This is a genomic window from Streptomyces sp. NTD91 (assembly GCF_059510455.1).
The window spans coordinates 92,240-111,011 of the sequence record NZ_JCAJZW010000019.1; the positions used below are offsets into that span (position 1 = coordinate 92,240).

Annotated in this window: 9 protein-coding genes and 1 pseudogene; all 10 read right to left on the minus strand. The window is 71.4% G+C overall.

Annotation, left to right across the window (positions count from 1 at the left end; genetic code table 11):
- Positions 1 to 43 precede the first annotated feature (43 nt).
- The 10 genes and pseudogenes from AC5WRT_RS20760 to AC5WRT_RS20805 all read right to left on the minus strand — a co-directional run bounded on the left by AC5WRT_RS20760 (position 44) and on the right by AC5WRT_RS20805 (position 18,670).
- Complete coding sequence (locus AC5WRT_RS20760; RefSeq protein WP_496094807.1) at positions 44 to 4,642, minus strand: Rne/Rng family ribonuclease; 4,599 nt, start codon at positions 4,640 to 4,642, stop codon at positions 44 to 46.
- A 262-nt stretch (positions 4,643 to 4,904) separates the two neighbouring features.
- Entirely contained in the window at positions 4,905 to 5,681 is a 777-nt protein-coding gene (locus AC5WRT_RS20765) for a TIGR03936 family radical SAM-associated protein (protein ID WP_496094806.1), read from the minus strand.
- Between the two features lie 46 nt (positions 5,682 to 5,727).
- A pseudogene (locus tag AC5WRT_RS20770) lies at positions 5,728 to 6,234 on the minus strand (hypothetical protein); the annotation flags it as partial.
- Positions 6,235 to 6,286: 52 nt separating this feature from the next.
- Positions 6,287 to 8,899 carry an amino acid permease gene (locus tag AC5WRT_RS20775; RefSeq protein ID WP_496100485.1) on the minus strand — a complete coding sequence of 871 codons (2,613 nt, stop codon included), beginning with the start codon at positions 8,897 to 8,899 and terminating at the stop codon, positions 6,287 to 6,289.
- Positions 8,900 to 10,062: 1,163 nt separating this feature from the next.
- A complete protein-coding gene (locus tag AC5WRT_RS20780; RefSeq protein ID WP_496094804.1) occupies positions 10,063 to 11,343 on the minus strand; it encodes a threonine/serine exporter family protein in 1,281 nt (426 codons plus the stop codon).
- Between the two features lie 221 nt (positions 11,344 to 11,564).
- Entirely contained in the window at positions 11,565 to 12,137 is a 573-nt protein-coding gene (locus tag AC5WRT_RS20785; RefSeq protein WP_496094803.1) for an NADPH-dependent FMN reductase, read from the minus strand.
- 271 nt (positions 12,138 to 12,408) lie between these two features.
- Positions 12,409 to 13,686, minus strand: coding sequence for an amidohydrolase (locus AC5WRT_RS20790; protein WP_496100486.1), 1,278 nt, complete (start codon positions 13,684 to 13,686; stop codon positions 12,409 to 12,411).
- A 51-nt stretch (positions 13,687 to 13,737) separates the two neighbouring features.
- Positions 13,738 to 14,379, minus strand: coding sequence for a trimeric intracellular cation channel family protein (locus tag AC5WRT_RS20795; protein WP_496100487.1), 642 nt, complete (start codon positions 14,377 to 14,379; stop codon positions 13,738 to 13,740).
- Positions 14,380 to 15,138: 759 nt separating this feature from the next.
- The gene (locus tag AC5WRT_RS20800) at positions 15,139 to 17,100 is read right to left on the minus strand and encodes a TIGR03960 family B12-binding radical SAM protein (protein ID WP_496100488.1); all 1,962 of its coding nucleotides are present in this window, start codon (positions 17,098 to 17,100) and stop codon (positions 15,139 to 15,141) included.
- Positions 17,101 to 17,170: 70 nt separating this feature from the next.
- Positions 17,171 to 18,670, minus strand: coding sequence for a CYTH and CHAD domain-containing protein (locus AC5WRT_RS20805; RefSeq protein ID WP_496094799.1), 1,500 nt, complete (start codon positions 18,668 to 18,670; stop codon positions 17,171 to 17,173).
- Between the last annotated feature and the right edge of the window lie 102 nt (positions 18,671 to 18,772).

The window sequence follows — 18,772 nt, forward strand, 5'->3', positions numbered from 1 at the left end:
GGGTGTGGGGCCGGTCACCCGGACCGGCCCCACATCACGGGTGTCAGCCCTCGTCGGAGGGGTCCGGGGCGGCGGAGACCGTGGTGGTCTTCTTGGCCGTGGCCGTCTTGGCCGCCTTCTTGGCCGTGGTCTTCTTGGCCGTGGCCTTGGCCGCGGTCTTCTTCGCCGCGGTCTTCTTGGCGGCGGCCTTCTTCGCCGTGGCCTTCTTGGCGGTCTTGCGGGCCGCCTTCTTGGCCGGAGCCGTCGCCTCGGCCACCTCCTCGGCCGTCACCTCGCCGGCGGGCGCCTCGGCCGCCTCCGCGGCGACCGGGACCTCCTCCGCCGCGGCCGACGGGACGACCACGACGGCCGCCTCCTCGGACGCGGTCGGCGCGGTGGCCTTGCGCACGGCGCGGCGGCGCGGGCGGGCCGGGGCGGCGCCCTCGGCGGGGGCGGGTGCCTCGGCGGGCGCCTCCTCGGCGGCCGGCGCCTGCGCTGCGGGCGCCTCGGCCGGGACCTCGGGAGCGACCGTCACCACGGCCGCCTCGGCCCCCACCGGGGAACCGGCCGGCGCGGACGCCTTCCGGGTCGCACGTCGGCGCGTACGCCCCTTGGGCGCGGCTTCCTCAGCAGGCTCCGCCTCGGGCGCCCGGACCACCTGGTCCTCCGCGGCCGTCGGCTCGGCGAGGGCCTCGGCGGCGGACTCCGGACGCACCGGGCCGGCTGCCGCCTCCTCGGCGGTGACCTCCTGAGCGGTCGGTGCGGCGGCGGCCACGGCGGCCTCGGGCTTCGGGGCCCGCTCGGCCTTTTCCCGCCGGGCTTCCGTCTTCGGCGCTCCCGCCGGAGCCTGGGCCCGGCGGCTCGCCCGGCGGCGCGTACGGCCACGGGTGGCCGCCGCCTCCGCCTCGGCGACGCTGCTGTACAGCTCCTCGTCCGGCGCGAAGTCGGGAGCCGGGAGGGCCACCGGCTCGGCGGCCTCGGCGGCCACCTCGGCGGCGGTCTCCACCTCGGGTTCGACGGCCTCGCCGGTCTCCACGGCCACGGCGGCGGTCTCGTGCACGTGCTCGGTCGCGTCGGCGCCACGCCCGCGCTTCTTGCGCTTGCCGCCACCGCCGGCGACGGCCGTCGGCTGCTCCATGTGCACGATGACACCGCGGCCGTTGCAGTGGACGCAGGTCTCGGAGAAGGACTCCAGCAGGCCCTGGCCGACCCGCTTGCGGGTCATCTGGACCAGGCCCAGCGAGGTCACCTCGGCCACCTGGTGCTTCGTACGGTCGCGGCCCAGGCACTCCAGCAGGCGGCGCAGCACCAGGTCGCGGTTCGACTCCAGGACCATGTCGATGAAGTCGATCACGATGATGCCGCCGAGGTCGCGCAGCCTGAGCTGGCGCACGATCTCCTCGGCCGCCTCCAGGTTGTTCCTGGTGACCGTCTCCTCCAGGTTGCCGCCCTGACCGGTGAACTTGCCGGTGTTGACGTCGATGACGACCATCGCCTCGGTCCGGTCGATCACCAGCGAACCGCCGCTGGGCAGCCAGACCTTGCGGTCCAGGGCCTTGGCGAGCTGCTCGTCGATCCGGTGGGTGGCGAAGGCGTCGACCTCGGAGGTCCACTTCTGCAGCCGGCCGGCGAGGTCCGGGGCCACGTGCGAGACGTATCCGTGGATGGTCTCCCAGGCCTCGTCACCGCTGACGATGACCTTGGAGAAGTCCTCGTTGAAGATGTCGCGCACGACCCGGACGGTCATGTCCGGCTCGCCGTACAGCAGCGTCGGGGCGTTGCCGTTCTTCGACTTCTTCTGGATGTCCTCCCACTGCGCCTGCAGCCGCTCGACGTCCCGGCGCAGCTCCTCCTCGCTCGCGCCCTCGGCGGCGGTGCGCACGATCACGCCCGCGTCCTCGGGAACGATCTTCTTGAGGATGGTCTTCAGCCGGGCCCGCTCGGTGTCGGGCAGCTTGCGGCTGATGCCGGTCATCGAGCCCTCGGGCACGTACACGAGGTAGCGGCCGGGCAGGGAGACCTGGCTGGTCAGACGGGCACCCTTGTGCCCGATCGGGTCCTTCGTCACCTGGACGAGCACCGACTGGCCGGACTTGAGGGCGGACTCGATGCGGCGCGGGCCGCCCGACATGCCCAGCGCCTCGAAGTTGACCTCACCGGCGTACAGGACCGCGTTGCGGCCCTTGCCGATGTCGATGAAGGCGGCCTCCATCGACGGCAGCACGTTCTGGACCTTGCCCAGGTAGACGTTGCCGACGTACGACGTCGACTGCTCCTTGTTGACGTAGTGCTCGACGAGCACGCCGTCCTCCAGGACGCCGATCTGGGTGCGCTCGCCGTGCTGGCGCACGACCATCACGCGCTCGACGGCCTCGCGGCGGGCCAGGAACTCGGCCTCGGTGATGATCGGAACGCGGCGGCGCCCCTGCTCACGGCCTTCCCGGCGGCGCTGCTTCTTGGCCTCCAGACGGGTCGAGCCCTTGATGGACTGCACCTCGTCGGACGGCTCGGTCTTCGGGCGGGGCTCGCGGACCTTGACGACGGTGCGCTCGGGGTCGCCCTCGCCGGTCTCGGTGTCGGCGGAGGTGTCACCGGCGCGGCGGCGACGGCGACGGCGACGACGGCTGCCGGCGGTCGAGGAAGCGGCCTCCTCCCGGGCCTCCTCGGTGTCCTCTTCCTCCTGCTCGGCGGTGTCCTCGGCGTCCTGCTCGGCCTGCTCGGCGGCCAGGTCCTCGGCCTCCGCACCCTCGCCCTCGGCGGCGTCCCCGCGACGGCGACGCCGACCGCCACGACGGCGACGGCGCCGCGAACCGGACTCCTCGAAGCCCTCGGCACCCTCCGTCTCCTCGGCCTCTTCGGCCTCCTCGCCCTCGGCGGACTCCTCCGGCTCCTCCTCGACGGCGGCCTCGGCGGCCCGGGTCTCCTCGGCGGGCGCGCCCCGGCGGCGACGGCGGCGGCGCGTGCCGGGCTCGGCGCGCTCCTCCGCGTACTCCTCCTCGGGCTCCTCCGTCTCGGTGGCCTCGGCGGCGGCCTCCGCGGCGGCACGCTCCGGCGTCTGGAACTTGGGCTCGGTGAAGACCGGCGGCTGGAAGACGGCGACCGCAGGACGGGCGGGCCGGCGCCGGGCCTCGGGTTCGGCGGCCTCGCTCTCGGCGGCCGGCGCGGGCTGTGCCGGCTCGGAGAAGCCGAACGTGGGGCGTACGACCCGCCGGCGGCCACGGCGCGGGGCGGTCCCCTCGTCGGCGCCCTGCGGAGCCTGGGCGGCGGGGGCGGGCTCGGTGGTGTGCGTGGTGACGGGGGCCTCCGTGGTCTGGGTGCCGGCGCCGGTCTCCTCGGACTCGGCGGGCTCGGCGATGTCGGCGGCGGGAGCACCGCCGGGCGCGGTCGCCCGGCGGGTGGCCCGGCGGCGGGTGCGGCGCGCGGCCGTGTCCTCGGCGGTCGGCGCCTGGGCGGCTTCCGCCGTCTCCTCCGTTTCCTGGACAGCCACAGCGGCGGCGGGCGCCTCCTCGGCGGGCGTCGGCGCACCGGCGGGCGCGGACGCACGGCGGGTCGCCCGGCGCCGCGGACTACCGGCAGCGGTCTCCTCGGCGGCACCGCTCACCTCGGCGGCAGCGGCGGCGGCAGCGGGCTCGGCGACGGCCGGGACCTCTGGGACCGCGGGTTCGGCGGCCGTCGGCGCACCGGCGGGCGCGGACGCACGGCGAGTCGCCCGGCGCCGCGGACGTACGGCGGACGCGGCCTCCTCCGTGGCGGCGGCCTGCTCCGGCGCGTTCTCGGCCCCGGCGGCCGTGTCCGACGCGGCGGTGGCCGGGACCACGGTCTCGGCGGCCTCGGCGGAGGCCGGCGCACCGGCGGGCGCGGACGCACGGCGAGTCGCCCGGCGCCGCGGACGTACGGCGGACGCGGCCTCCTCCACAGCGGGCGCCTCCTCCCGGGCCTCCTCCGCCTCACCGGACGCCACCGCGGACTCACCGGTCTCGGCGGACGCGGGTGCCGCGGCACGGCGCGCGACCCGTCGGCGCGGGCGAGCGGCGGGCGCGGCTTCTTCTGCTGCGACGGTGGCAGGGGCCTCGGCGGCCTCGCCGGTCGCCGGGGCCTCGGCGGCACCGGAGCCCACGCCGGTCGGCGTGGAGACGCTGCGGGTGGCCCGGCGGCGGGTACGGCGCGGCGCGGCCTCCTCGCCGACGACGACCTCACCACCCGCGGGGACGGCAGCGGGCTTCTCGGTCTCGGCGACGGCGGGCGTGACCGGGACCACGCTCTCGGCGGCCTCGGCGGCCGTCGGCGCAGCGGCGGGCGCGGACGCACGGCGGGTCGCCCGGCGCCGCGGACGACCGGCGGAAGCGGCCTCCTCCACGGCGGGCGCCCGGACGGCGGCTTCCGTCCCGGCGGTCTCGTCGGCCGCGGCGGCCCCGATGGTCTCTTCGACCGCGGCGACCTCTTCGGTCTCTTCGGCGGTGTCCGTCTCGACGGCACCGACGGCGGCCGGGACCTCCTCCGGCTCCGCCGCCGGTATGGCCGGCACGGTCACCTCGGCGGGTGCCCCTGCCGTGGCCGGCGGGCCCGCCGGACGGGACGCGGCACGGCGACGCCTGCGCGGGGGCAGGGTGTCGCTGGGGGTGTTCAGTTCGGAACCCTCGTTGGGTTCGGTCGGCTCGAGCATGCGGGCGTTTCTCCCGTCAGGCTCCCGGGCGCCGCGCCTGGTCCGGCGTCGGTCTCGATGGACCGTACGCCGGTGACGTCCACGGCCCGCGTGATCCGCGATGGCCGCCGTCCGGGGCGCGGGCGCCGCACGGGAGCACTCTGTGTCCTGTCTCGCCGGTTCCGTACGCCTTGTCGGTACGGCCTGGCGAAAGTCTTCTGGTCGGTGCGCTGCCCGACCCAGGTGGCTCCCGAGTACAAGGGCGGCGCTACGACGTCCGTCCCTACGCGGGACCTTCCGGCGCCGACGCCGGCGCGGCGGCGGCCGGTTGGGCCGTCAGGGCCTCGGCTGCCTCGCGGTCGGGCGCGAGCGGGTCGGTCACCGTGCCGGTCTCTTCATCGAACAGCCCCTGCGCCAGCCTGGTCACCGCTGCGGGGACCGGCGGCGCCAGGTCGGCCACGGCGCGGAGACCGGACAGGACGTCGTCGGGTCGTACGGCAGGCGTCACGTGCCGAACAACCAGCCGCAGTATCGCACAGGGCTGGTCGCCAGGCCTATCAGCCGGTGAACCGTGCGTTTCCAGGCTCACCACGGCCGGGCGGGCGTCGAAGGTGCGGACGCCGTTCTTGGTCATCCGCTGGACCTCGACGGTCCCGGCCCGGTTGAAGGCGTCGACCGCGCGCTCGGCGTCGGTGGGGTCGACGCCGTCCAGCCGCAGCTCCCAGACGGAGGCCGTCAGCCGGTCGGCGAGGCCGGAGGTCCGTGCCTCGACCGCCTCGACGATGTCGAGCCCGGCGGGCATCGAGTCGTCGAGGAGGACGCGCAGAATCTCCGGGTCGCGCGGTGCGGTGAGCGCGATCTCCAGATACTCCGCCTCACTGCCCGTGCCGGTGGGTGCGGCATTGGCGTACGACACCTTGGGGTGCGGCGTGAACCCGGCCGAGTACGCCATGGGCACCTCGGCGCGGCGCAGCGCACGCTCGAAGGCGCGCTGGAAGTCTCGGTGGCTGGTGAACCTCAGGCGGCCGCGCTTGGTGTAGCGCAGTCGGATGCGCTGCACCGCGGGTGCGGGCGGCGGGCCTTCGGGCTGTCGCTTGCCCAGTGTCCTAGTCCTTCGTGAGAGCGGTCGTACTGCTACCAAGAGTACGTGCCGCGGGCCCCTGAGGTTCCCGCCGGTCCTCAGCGGCCGGCTGCCCCGGCTCGCCGAACAGCATCCGCCGGACGGCCGCACGTCTGCCGTACTGTCCTGCGGACAGCGGCCCGCACCTCGCGCACGGCCCGGCCCGCCAGGGGCGCGCCCTCGGCGGCGGGCCGCAGGAGGGCGTCCCTGACGAGGTGGCCGACCGGGGTGAGGACCTTCCGGTGCACCCGGCGCAGCGGCTCCGCGAAGATCCACCGGAAGAGGGTCCCGAGAGCACGTCCGAGCCGCGAGATCGTCCGGCGATCCGCCAGGCGTGCCCGAGGGCGTCGCCCGCCTCGCGCGCGACGACGGCGAGGACGCGGCCCACGGGCGCGGGGACCCGGTGCCACAGCGCGACGGCGGGCAGGACGAGGAGGACACGCAGCGTCCGGTACAGGGCCACCCCGCTGCCCGCGCCGATCAGAGCCGACAGCCGGCCCGGCCCCACGGGCGACCGACGCACGGCAAGGTGCCGCCGGCCGGCGTCACGGCAGGTCCTGCTCGGTCCAGATCGTCTTGCCCCCGGGGGTGTACCGCGTGCCCCAGCGGTGGGTCATCTGGGCGATGATGAACAGGCCCCGCCCACCCTCGTCCTCGCTCGCGGCGTACCGCAGATTGGGCGAGGTGTGGCCGGTGTCGGACACCTCGCAGATCAGGGCCCGGTCGCGGATCAGGCGTACCCGGATCGGACCGCCGACGTACCGGATGGCGTTGGTGACCAGCTCGCTGACGACGAGCTCACTGGTGAACGCCAGCTCGTCCAGTTCCCAGTCGCTGAGCTGCTTGCCGACGGCGGTACGGACGGTGGCCACCGCAGCCGGGTCCGGGGACACGGACCACTCGGCGAACTGGGTCCGGTCGAGCAGGCGGGTGCGGACCAGGAGCAGCGTCGCGTCCACGTCGACCGGCCCGGGCAGCAGGTCGGCCACCACCCTGTCGCACAGCGCTCCCAGGGTCGCCCGGGCGCCGGTGAGGACGCGCGCCAGTTGGGTGAGCCCGGCCTCCCGGTCCACGGCCGCCTGCAGGAGGCCGTCCGTGAAGAGAGCGACGAGAGTGCCCGGCGCGAGGTCCAGTTCCGTGCTCTGGTAGGGCAGTCCGCCGATGCCCAGCGGCGGTCCGGGCGGCACCCGCGGCCGGTGGACGAGGCCCGTGCGCGGGTCGACCACCGCCGGCACCAGGTCCCCGGCCCGCGCCAGGCTGCACTGTCCCGAGACGGGGTCGTAGACCGCGTACAGGCAGGTCACGCCGAGCGCCTCGTCGGTGTGCGGTCGCGTCCAGCCCCGGCCGCGGCGGGGCCCACCCTCGCGCGCGCTCTCCTCGACCAGATCGGCGAGACGGGACAGGAGTTCGTCCGGGCTCAGGTCGAGCCGGGCCAGGACACGTACACCCGTGCGCAGGCGTCCCATGGTGGCCGCGGCCCGCAGCCCGTGACCGAGTACGTCCCCGACGACCAGACCGACCCGGGTGCCCGACAGCGGGATGACGTCGTACCAGTCGCCACCCACCCCGGACCCGCTGTCGGCGGGCAGGTAGCGGCTCGCCGCGTCGACGGCGGCGTGCCGCGGCAGCCGGCGCGGAAGCAGGCTCCGCTGGAGTTTGAGGGCCACGGTGTGCCCACGGGTGACCACCGGCATCAGCAGGACACCGACCAGCAGGGCACCCAGCCCCAGCACGGTGACCCCGCCCGTCCGGCCGATCAGCGGCACGTCGACGGCGGTCGCGCCGTAACCGGGGTCGGCGTAGACCACGAAGGCGGCATACACGAACAGCAGGGCCATGATCAGCCCGCCGAGGCCCGGCAGCACCCCCTTGAGGACCAGGTTTCCGGCGTTGTCGGTGAGGACCTTCCGGTGGTACCAGACACAGGCGAAACCGGTCACCGCGTACTGGAAGGCGATCGCGAGACCGACCGAGTCGATCGTGTCGGCCAGTACGTTCCGGCTGATCGCCGTCATCAGCACGTAGAGGGCGAGCGAGGCCGCTCCCATGCCCACGGTCCCCCAGGTCGGGGTGAGGAACCTGCGGTGGACCCGGGCGAACTTGGCGGGGACGGCCTTGTGGACCGCCATGGCGAAGACGGTCCTGGCCAGGGGCAGGATGGTGGTCCCGGCAGAGGCCAGCGCCGAGGTCAGCACCATGAGGATCAGCAGTCGCGCCAGCAGCAGCCCGGCGCCCTGGTTCCCGAACACGGCCTCACCCAGCACGGAGAGCACATCGTCCGAGTTGCGCGCGTTGCCGAGCCCGATGCCGGTGGTGCCGACTCCCGCGAACGCCTGCGAAGAGGTGGACACCAGCCCGTACATGACCAGCAGCAGCACCGTGGCCAGGATCGCGGCGCGCCCGGGGATGCGGCCGCTGTCGACGGTCTCCTCGTTCACCGCGAACGCGGTGTCCCAGCCCCAGTAGATGAAGACCCCCGCGAGAACACCCGAGGTCAGGGCCCGTGCCGAGGACACCTCGAACGGGTCGAACCAGGACGCCGACACATGGATCGCCGTGGCCGGAGGGTCGGTGTAGACCCTGACCAGCGCGGCGACGGCGAAGAGCAGCAGCACCGCCACTTCCAGACACACCAGCCAGCGCTGTACGGCCGCCGAGAACTCGATGCCGACGTAGCAGACACCGGTCAGTACGACGATCCAGCCCATGCCCACCGCGGTGGTCCACAGCCGGCTCTCCGCCAGCTGGTCGAGGCCCACCAGCCGGAAGCCGTAGGCGGCGGCGACCTCGGCGAGGCTCGCCATGACGATGATGTTGGCGACGATGAGACCCCAGCCCCCCATCCACCCGATGCGCGGCCCGAAGGCGCGGGTGGCCCAGGTGAAGGTGGTTCCGCAGTCGGCGTTGCTCGTGTTGAGCTCCCGGAAGGCGTACGCGACCAGCAGCATGGGGATGAACGCCAGCATGATGACGATCGGGGCCTGCAGTCCGACCCCGGCCACGATGACGCCCAGCGTGGCGGCCAGGCTGTACGCCGGGGCGGTGGAGGCGAGGCCCACGGCCACCGAGGAGAACATGCCCAGGGCGTCGTTCTTGAGCCCCTTGCGACCCGCCCCTGTACCGGGCGCGGGGCGGCCCGCGGACACGTGGTTGCCCAAGACCCTCACACTTGATTGCAACCCCGCCCACCACCCTCCGCAACAGCGGTGATCCGGCCCGTCCGCGGCACGGGTACGCGAGCCCTCCGGACCGGTACACAGGTCACGCACACAGGTCACGAGTCCGCTCGGGTGGGGAACAGATCAGCCCGGCCGGGTCACGACGGCATCTCCGTTCCGGCCTGCTCTACCGAGTGTCAGAAGTCATCAGAAACCTCAGGGTGGTCCGGACTCCTCCGTCACGGACCACCGACTCGGATGCTCCAGTCTGTCACTCGCCCTACAGCACCGCACCCGGGCACGGATCCCCGCGAACCGGACCGGACCCGAGGAACCCGGTCACGCCGGTCCGGGCCCTCGTCAACGCGTCATGGCGCAGAGCCCGGACATGAGCCAACGCGTCCGCGTCATGGCGCAGTCACGAGCCCCGACGTGAGCCAGAGACGAACAGTCGGGGCTGCGCCTGGCTTGTCCGGCGTGTCGTCCGTCGGTGTCCGAGGCAGGCGTGCATGACCGGCCGAGGTCGCCATACCGGCCCTCGCGTTCGAGGGGACTCGGGAGCATGGGGGTCGGCCTTGAGGGCTGTGAGGCTGGAGCCGTTGTCGCATTCCGGGCCACGGCGAGCCTCTCTTTCATGTGACGTGTGGGCCGGAGCCGGCTCTGTACAAGTGCCCTGCAGGCGCAGCCCGGTCGTCCACCGGCCTCCGGACAGGCGCCTTCTGCGACCAAGGCGACACCAGCGACTCGATAAGCACCCACGAGTCGTCGTCCACGATCCACGGCCGGTTCCCCACACTCCACGAACGGCGGAAGGGTCCGCACTGGTCACGGCCGGCCAGCACACATCCACAAGATCGTGTTACGAGCTCATAGGCTGGCAGGTTTCAGACCCACACCACCATGCGGCAACGGCGCGCGAGGCACCGCCTGCGTCGCTGGCGGGCGGGGACACACACCACCGACCGCAGCCACCACCTCCTCGTTCATCCCCGGCGGCGTCACCCGATCGAGTGCCTCGCTCGCGCCAATGGGCGTGGCCAGTCGGAGCAGGCTCCTGACCTGCGTTCTTGACCGCCAAACGGTCGCACGGCCGGCCAGGACGCAGGCGCCACTGTCCACGGTCCAGCCATGAGTTGCCGTGGGCGGTGCGGTGAAACGGGTGGTCAGGGCGATCGCTGGGACGTCGACGAGGCATGGGGAGGTTCGGGCCGTGTTGTGGTGCGGGAATGCGTGAGTGCCATGCCGACGACCAGTCCGATCGCGATAGCGGTGACGATCGTGATGAGCTTCTGCAGGTCCTGGAAGCCTTCGATGACATAGCCCCCGGCCAGGGTGGTCAGGCCGCGCAGGCCCAGCGAGCCGACGGTGAGGGTGAAGAAGCCAGGAAGGATCAGGATCAATCGAGGTGGGCAGGCGGGGTTGCGGTCCAGCAGATTGGCTGCGGCGGCCAGCACCACGGCAGCGACGAATGTGCCCCCGGTCTCCCGGATCAGCTTGGTGAACAGTGACTGCACCCCGACGGTGGCGTAAACCAGCACGAGGAGAGTCCCGAAGAAACGGTGGGGAATCGCGAAGGCCAGGACCGTGCCAGCGGTGAAGGCGATCCCGCCCAGGATCAGTGCCCACTTGGGTAGGTCGGCTCTGGCAGCGGTGTCGAAGAGGGCGTTGAGGGGGGTGCCGGTGACAAAAATGCCCATCAGGACGCCAAGGTAGAGCTGAACGAGCAGGAATACGGAGTAGACAAGCCGGATCGCGCCGGTGGTGATGAGGCCGACAGCGAGCTCGGTGGTCGATGCGCTCAGGAAGTCACCGGGGACGAAATAGAACAGCGCCGGGAGCATCAACAGGACCGGGCCGCCGTGTGCCGGATCGCCGGCAAACACTTCGATGGTGACGACGGAGACGACGGCCGAGACCACCAGGGGGAGAATTTTGGACAGTCGCGGCGCATGAACGGCGGCGACCACGAGTGCCGCGGCGATCGCACCCAGGACGGCTGTGGTGGTGGTCTCGTACCAGGTGGGCTGGACCAGCGGGGCGAAGCCCAGGGAGAACAGCAGAACGCCGAGGAACTTAAGCCAACAGGGGTACGGCGGCGGTGCGGCTTCGATGCGTGCCAGCCTGCGGTTGGCCTCGGCTACCCCGAGCTGGCCCGTCTTTACGTCGGCCAGGAAGGGCTTGAGTGCCGCGGCTTGATCGAGCCGGAACACCTCCGGGAAGCCGTGCACACAGACGGTGCGCATCCGGCCGTCGGCCGCGACGATCGAGAGCACGGCCGCTTCAGGCACGAGGACTACGGACGCCTGGCCTCCGAAGGCCTGAGCGCTGGTGTCCACAGCTCGCTCGATGGAGTAGGCGCCCTCACCGGAAGAACGCAGCAGCAAGGCGGTGAGGCGAGCCAGGAAGGCGGTCAGATCGTCCAGGTCGGCGGCCGCATGCCCCATGTCCGCCTCCTTCGCCAGCGCCGGGAAGACCAGGGCGCAGGGTGCGAAAGGCGCCGTAGTCCCTTACGGCTTCAATCGATAGTTTCTTCTTCGTCATCCAGAACGACTACTACACGTTCCGTGGGATACAGGTAGAAGCGCTCTTCGTTCATCCGCAGCCGACCCGCATGAACCTTTCGTGTTGCCTCTTACTGATCGCAACGAATACAAATCTGTACGAGTCAGGATTTTCGCGGGAGCACCGTAAGAACCCGGACAACGTGATCCCGGAATTCCTCCATGAAATCTCGGAGGAAACGTTCCGTATGCTCGTCGACGACTTCACCGTTGCTGGTGAAAACATCGGCCTTGAATCTGACATAGGCCTCCGGTGCATTCATTTGCGGCGAGTCGCAGAAGCTTAGGACACCGCGCAGACTCTGCTGGGCGAGGGCAGTGCCGAGGGCACCCGGCGACGCTCCGATCACAGCGGAGGGTTTGTGCGCGAATGAGTTGCTCCCCCAGGGGCGACTGGCCCAGTCGATGGCGTTTTTGAGTGCGCCCGGAATCGATCGGTTGTACTCAGGGGTCACAAATAGGAGGGCGTCTGCGGAGGCGATGGCATCCTTGAGGGCCTTACCCTCGGCAGGATAGTCGCTGTCGTAGTCGTAACTATAGAGGGGAAGATCCTTGATCGGAATCTCAAAGAATTCCAAATCAGCAGGGGCCAGCCGAATCAGAGCCTTTGAGAGCGTCCGATTGATGGAGTGAGTCGCCAGACTTCCCACCAAGTACCCGACCCGGTACGTCGTCATCTGTTCCTCGATTCAATGCGCGTATTACGTTCTTTCGTATCGCCCGCTCGGACGGGCAGGGAGTTGTGCAAGGAACGAAACCACGGTCGGGGGCGGAGCGCGTGCTGACAGGTCCGTCCAGGTGACTGCGTGCGTCCACCGTGGCCCGCCCGCACTCTTCGGCGCCGGCACAGTGGGCGTCGAGAACCACATCCGTGCAAGCCGCGCGGGCGCCGCGAGGCGGTCGATTGCTGCTGTGCTGGGGATCAGAGGCGAACCGGCCGGAAGCTCATCAGCTCGTGCGAGTCGGTTTCCCGAGGCGCGTGAGTGCGGCTGTGACCAGGGCCTGGACGCCAGTGTCCAGTGTGGGCTGCAGGACCGGCGCGAAGCGGGGGCTGTGGTTGACCGGGATCTCCTGGGCCACGGTGCCGCGTTGCAAAGCGGCCCGGTAGCAGTCCGGATCGACGCCGCCCAGGGCCCAGTAGGTATACGGGGTGCCGAAGGCATCCGGGATCCGGCTGAAGTCCTCGCTGGCGCTCTGCAGCTCGACAGTGACCGCGCGGTCTCCGAACAGCGCGGCGAAAGCGACTGAGACCTCACGGGTCACCACGCCGTCGTTGACGGTCGGCGGAAAGCGGGTGCCCTCCTCGATCTGCGGCGCACGAGTCGCCCCGGAGGCGTCACACTCGGCATGGACGATGCGCCGCACAGCTGCCAGCACGGCCCGCCGGGTCTCGTCGTCGTACGTGCGCACGTTCACCAGCAGTTCGGCCGACTCCGGAATCACGTTGCCGCTCGAGCCCGCCTGGACGGAACCCACCGTGACCACGACCGGCTGGGTGGCGGCCAGCTCGCGCGAGACGATCGTCTGGAGCCGGACGACGATCATCGAGGCGATCACCACCGGGTCGATGGCAGCCTGGGGTGCCGAGCCATGAGCGCCCCGGCCATGGACAGTGATCTTCACATTGTCCGCCGCGGAAAGAAAGGACCCGCCGCGCGTACCGACCTGCCCAGCCGGATAGGGAAGCACATGCTGGGCGAAGGCGACGTCCGGGCGAGGAACACGGTCGGTCAGCCCGTCGGCGAGCATCCGGTCAGCACCGTCCCCCGGCTCCTCGGCAGGCTGGAACAACGCCACCAGCGTGCCCTGCCACGCCCCCGGCGCGGCGGCCATGAGCCACGCAGCCCCCAACAGACAGGCGACGTGCATGTCGTGACCGCAGGCATGCGCCACGGGCACCCGGCGGCCGGAAGCGTCCATGGCTTCAGCCGTGCTGGCGTAGGTCAGACCGGTCTCCTCACGGACCGGCAGACCGTCCATGTCGGCCCGCAGCAAAACGGTCGGACCCTCTCCGTTGGACAGCACACCGACCACACCAGTGCCGCCGATCCCCTCGTGCACCTGGTAACCGCAGTTTCTCAGGCGTTCCGCCACCCGGGTCCCGGTGCGGTGCTCCTGGTGTCCCAACTCGGGGTGGGCGTGCAGGTCCTTGTAGACCTCTTCGAGCTCGGAGCGGATGTCACCGAGCCCGGCCAGGACAGCATCCGCGGTGTCCTTGAGCGTCATGGCTGTTACTCCTTCCTCCCTCTCGGTGGGTGATCGCAGCGCCCGTTCACCTCAGGGATCCCGGTCCTTGGCCGACCCCGGCCGCCAGTCGCGGCTGCCCGGCAGCTTCCAGCCCCAGTGGAACGCGGCCAGCCGCAGCGAGATGCCAACCGTGATTCCGGCCAGGACGCCTACGGTGAACGCGCCGAACCGGCTGCAGACCACCATCACCGCGCTCACCACGATCGCGACGGTCGCGTACAACGGCGTGCCGCCGAAGACGGAAGGGGTCCGCGCGAGCAGCAGGTCCCGGATCGCCCCGCCGCCCACCGCTGTGATGGTCCCCAGCAGCACGGCCGGCAGCCACCCCAGGCCGACAGCGAGCGTCTTCTGCGCCCCGGCGACCGCCCAGACGCTCAGCGCCGAGGCATCCAGGAGGGTGAAGGCCCAACCGGACGTGTGGCGACTCAGATCGGCTACGAAAGCCAGCAGCGTACCGGCAGTGGCGACCGTGAGATAGGTGTAGTCGGTCAAGGCCACGGGCGTGCCGTGCTGCAACAGGGTGTCGCGGAGGATCCCACCGCCCAGGCCGGAGACGATGCCGATGACCAGGAAGCCGAAAAGATCCAGACGACTGGCCCGGGCCAGCACCCCGCCGAGCGTGCCGTTGGCGAACACCCCGCTCAGGTCCAGCGCCCGGGTCAGCTCGGTCACGCTCTCAGGCGACAACGACCGGGCCACAGACACCAGCGTCTCCCTTCGCACTTCCGCCATAGAAGCAGCCAAAGGCGCTACGTGCCCGCCGGGCATGGCATGCGAGGCAGCTTCTCCAACCACTGGCCAGCCGGACTGCGACTGTGGCGTCCGCTCACAGGTCAGGTGCCGTATGGGTGAGGAGATCGACTGAGCAGGTCAACCCGAGCAGGGAGTGGTCGGTTTCAACGAGCGGCCATCATGTCCACACCAGGCACCCGGACGGCCCAACGGATCGAGTGGGATTCCAGCCGGCCCCTCAAACGAGCGCATCCGCACCAGCTACGGACTGACCGTGCACGCCGGCATGCGGGTCACGTTCGAGGGACCGCCCCGGTGTCATCGCCGACTGCGAGAATGACCGCCTGCGAATTCTCCACGACGGCGGCCGGTATCCGATCTTCTGCATGGCTCCTCAACCTTGCCGAGCTTGACCAGCTTCAGCAACCCGCCAACGAGACCTCCTACGCGCTGTTGCCGGGCAGCTCGGCGGAGGTTCGCGGAGCCACGCAGCCACGCACAAGCTGGTACGGACCTCGAACCCACTCCACCTCGGAGACGATCCGCGAGGCGCTCCTTGGGCTCGGCAGCGGAGCGCGGGAGGGCGCCAGCGGCGCCGACGGACGAGGGACCGAAGCGCCGGCCGCAGCCAGCGCAGCAGCCACCTCCTCACTCACCCCGACCGGCGCCTCCATCACCCGATGGAGTTCCCCGCCCACCTCAGTGCGCGTGACCGCTCGAAGCCGGCGTCGGACCCGCGTTCTTGACCGTCAGCGGCAGCAACTTCTCGCCGGTCGGGCCGATTTGTATGGCCGTATCCATCTGCGGGCAGACGCCGCAGTCGAAGCACGGAGTCCAGCGGCAGTCCTCGACCTCCGTCTCGTCGAGGGCGTCCTGCCAGTCCTCCCACAGCCAGTCCTTGTCGAGGCCGGAGTCGAGGTGGTCCCAGGGGAGGACCTCCTCGTAGGTGCGCTCGCGGGTGGTGTACCAGTCGAGGTCCACGCCGTAGGGGGCCAGGGCCTTGACGGCACAGGACATCCAGCGGTCGTAGGAGAAGTGCTCGCGCCAGCCGTCGAAGCGGCCGCCGTCGTCGTAGACCGCGCGGATGACGGCGCCGATACGGCGGTCGCCGCGGGAGAGAAGGCCCTCGACGATGCCCGGCTTGCCGTCGTGGTAGCGGAAGCCGATGGAGCGGCCGTACTTCTTGTCGCCGCGGATCTTGTCGCGGAGCTTCTCCAGGCGGGCGTCCGTCTCCTCCGCCGACAGCTGCGGGGCCCACTGGAAGGGGGTGTGCGGCTTGGGCACGAACCCGCCGATGGAGACCGTGCAGCGGATGTCGTTGGACCCCGAGACCTCGCGGCCCTTCTGGATGACGCGCGTCGCCATGTCGGCGATCTGGAGGACGTCCTCGTCCGTCTCGGTCGGCAGGCCGCACATGAAGTACAGCTTCACCTGGCGCCAGCCGTTGCCGTACGCCGTGGCGACCGTACGGATCAGGTCCTCCTCCGAGACCATCTTGTTGATGACCTTGCGGATGCGCTCCGAGCCGCCCTCGGGGGCGAAGGTCAGGCCCGAACGGCGGCCGTTGCGGGTCAGTTCGTTCGCCAGGTCGATGTTGAAGGCGTCGACCCGGGTGGAGGGGAGGGAGAGGCCGACCTTGTCGTCCTCGTAGCGGTCCGCCAGGCCCTTGGCGATGTCGCCGATCTCCGAGTGGTCCGCCGAGGACAGGGAGAGCAGGCCCACCTCCTCGAAGCCCGTCGCCTTCAGACCCTTGTCGACCATCTCGCCGATGCCCGTGATCGAGCGCTCGCGGACCGGGCGGGTGATCATGCCCGCCTGGCAGAAGCGGCAGCCCCGGGTGCAGCCCCGGAAGATCTCCACCGACATGCGCTCGTGGACCGTCTCGGCGAGGGGGACCAGCGGCTGCTTGGGGTACGGCCACTCGTCCAGATCCATGACCGTGTGCTTGCTGACCCGCCACGGGACGCCGGAGCGGTTCGGGACGACGCGGGCGATACGGCCGTCCGGCAGGTACTCGACGTCGTAGAACGCCGGAACGTACACCCCGCCGGTCTTCGCCAGGCGGAACAGGAGTTCCTGGCGGCCGCCGGGGCGGCCCTCGGCCTTCCACGCGCGGATGATCCGGGTCATGTCGAGGACGGCCTGCTCGCCGTCGCCGAGGATCGCCGCGTCGATGAAGTCGGCGATCGGCTCCGGGTTGAACGCCGCGTGGCCGCCGGCCAGCACGACCGGGTCGTCGTCGGTGCGGTCCCGGGACTCCAGGGGGATCCCGGCGAGGTCCAGGGCGGCGAGCATGTTCGTGTAGCCCAGCTCCGTGGAGAAGCTGAGGCCGAACACGTCGAAGGCCTTCACCGGGCGGTGGGTGTCGACCGTGAACTGCGGGACGCCGTGCTCGCGCATCAGCGCCTCCAGGTCCGGCCACACGCTGTACGTGCGCTCGGCGAGGACGCCCTCCTGCTCGTTGAGGACCTCGTAGAGGATCTGGACGCCCTGGTTGGGCAGGCCGACCTCGTACGCGTCCGGGTACATGAGCGCCCACCGGACATCGCACTCTTCCCAGTCCTTGACGGTGGAGTTGAGCTCTCCACCGACGTACTGGATCGGCTTCTGCACGTGGGGAAGCAGAGCTTCGAGCTGCGGGAAAACCGACTCGACAGGCATCTCGCGAACCTTCATGAGCTGACAGGGGTGACCATCAAGCCTAACCCGGCCGAGGCGCTCCCCCGACCGCTCAGAGGGCCGCCCCGGAGCCGGCCGCCTTCCACACTCCGGGCAGGTCCGCCTCCACCTGTGCCGCCCGTGCCTCCTCGCGGCCGTACAGCAGGCCGTAGGTGAACGTGCTCTCCCCCGCCGCGTGGGCCACCGCGGACAGCTCGCGCAGGGTCAGGCGGGTCATGACGCTGTCCTGGTGGTCGCCGAGCAGGGTGGTGAGCAACTTCATGGACTTGGTGAGGGAACGTGCCGGTCCTCCCAGGGCCGGGGTTGCCGCCTCGGCCGCGTACCGGGTGCGCTTGGCCTTCTTGCGGGCCTCGTGCACGGCGACGTCGCGCTCCTGGCCGGGCGGGGCGCCGAGCGCCTGCTCGATCAGTGCGGAGAGCCTGGCCAGGTCCTTGCGTACGGCCTTGGCCAGCACCTTCTCCGGTGGTTGCGCGGCCGCCTTCCGCAGCGGCGGGTCGGCGAGGAGGGTGTCCAGGGTGTCGAGAAGGGTGAGATGGCGGCGGGAGTCCAGGACGCCGGTGAGGTGGGCGTGCGCGCCGCTGTGCCGGGCCTCGGCCCACGACGCGAGGCGCTCGGGCAGTGGTCCGACGACCAGGTCGGGCGGGAGGGCGTCGAGGGCGGCCGTCAGGCGTTCGGCCATCACCTCGTGGTCGCGGTCGACCCCGAGCTCGGCCGCGAGCCACTTGAGCTCGGCCCCGAGGGGGTCGGTGACGGTACGGTCGAGGACGGAGCGGAAGGTGCGCAGGGTGCTGCGGGCGCGGCGGGTGGCGACTCGCATACGGTGCACGGAGTCGGGCACGCCCCGGCGGACGGCGGGGTCGAGCTCGACCAGCACGTCCCGCTGGGTCCGCAGATAGGCGAGGACGTGGTCACCGGCCGTCTGCGGCGGTGCCGGTGTGTCGTTCCCGGGGCGCCGGCCGCCGGTCTGCTCCAGGGCGCGGGCGAGCTTCGACGGCGACGCCGAGGGGCGTACGCCGGCTCTGCGCAGCCGTTTCTCCACCTGGTCGAGGAAGGCGGGGTCGCCGTCTTCGGCGAGTTCCACCTCGATCTCGGTCCACTGGGCGGCGCCGCCCTTGCCGCCGAGGCGCTCGGCGGTCACGGCGTCGACGCTGGCCTCGGCGAGCAGGGTGCCCTCGGCGTCGACGAGGTGGCGCACGTCGCGGGCTGAGCGCAGCCGGACCAGCGGGATCAGCTCGGCGTCGCGGACGCGGGAGCGCACGAGGGCGGCGATCTCCTCGGGCACGGTGTCGGAGAGCGGGGCGCGTATCTCGTCGCGCACGCCCGGTTCGACCGGGAACTTCAGATGCCAGCCGGCATCCGCGCCTCCGGTGCGGCGGCGCAGTGTGAGGGCGGCGGCGGCCAGGCGTTCGTCTGCGGTGTCGTAGTAGGTGGCGTCGAGTTCCACCATGCCCTTGTCCAGGACGGCCGCCACCCTGCCGACGCCGGTCAGGTCGGGCAGCCCACTGTCGTCGGACTCGTACTTGCGCTCGATCTCGCGTTTCTCATCCGCCATGAATTGAATCTAGTGGCCCGCGGGGCGGCGCGGCAGGGGCCGCTCTGGGTGAATGGCCGGGAAGTTCCCGCCGTCCGCCCGGTGGACGACCCCGGCCGGCCC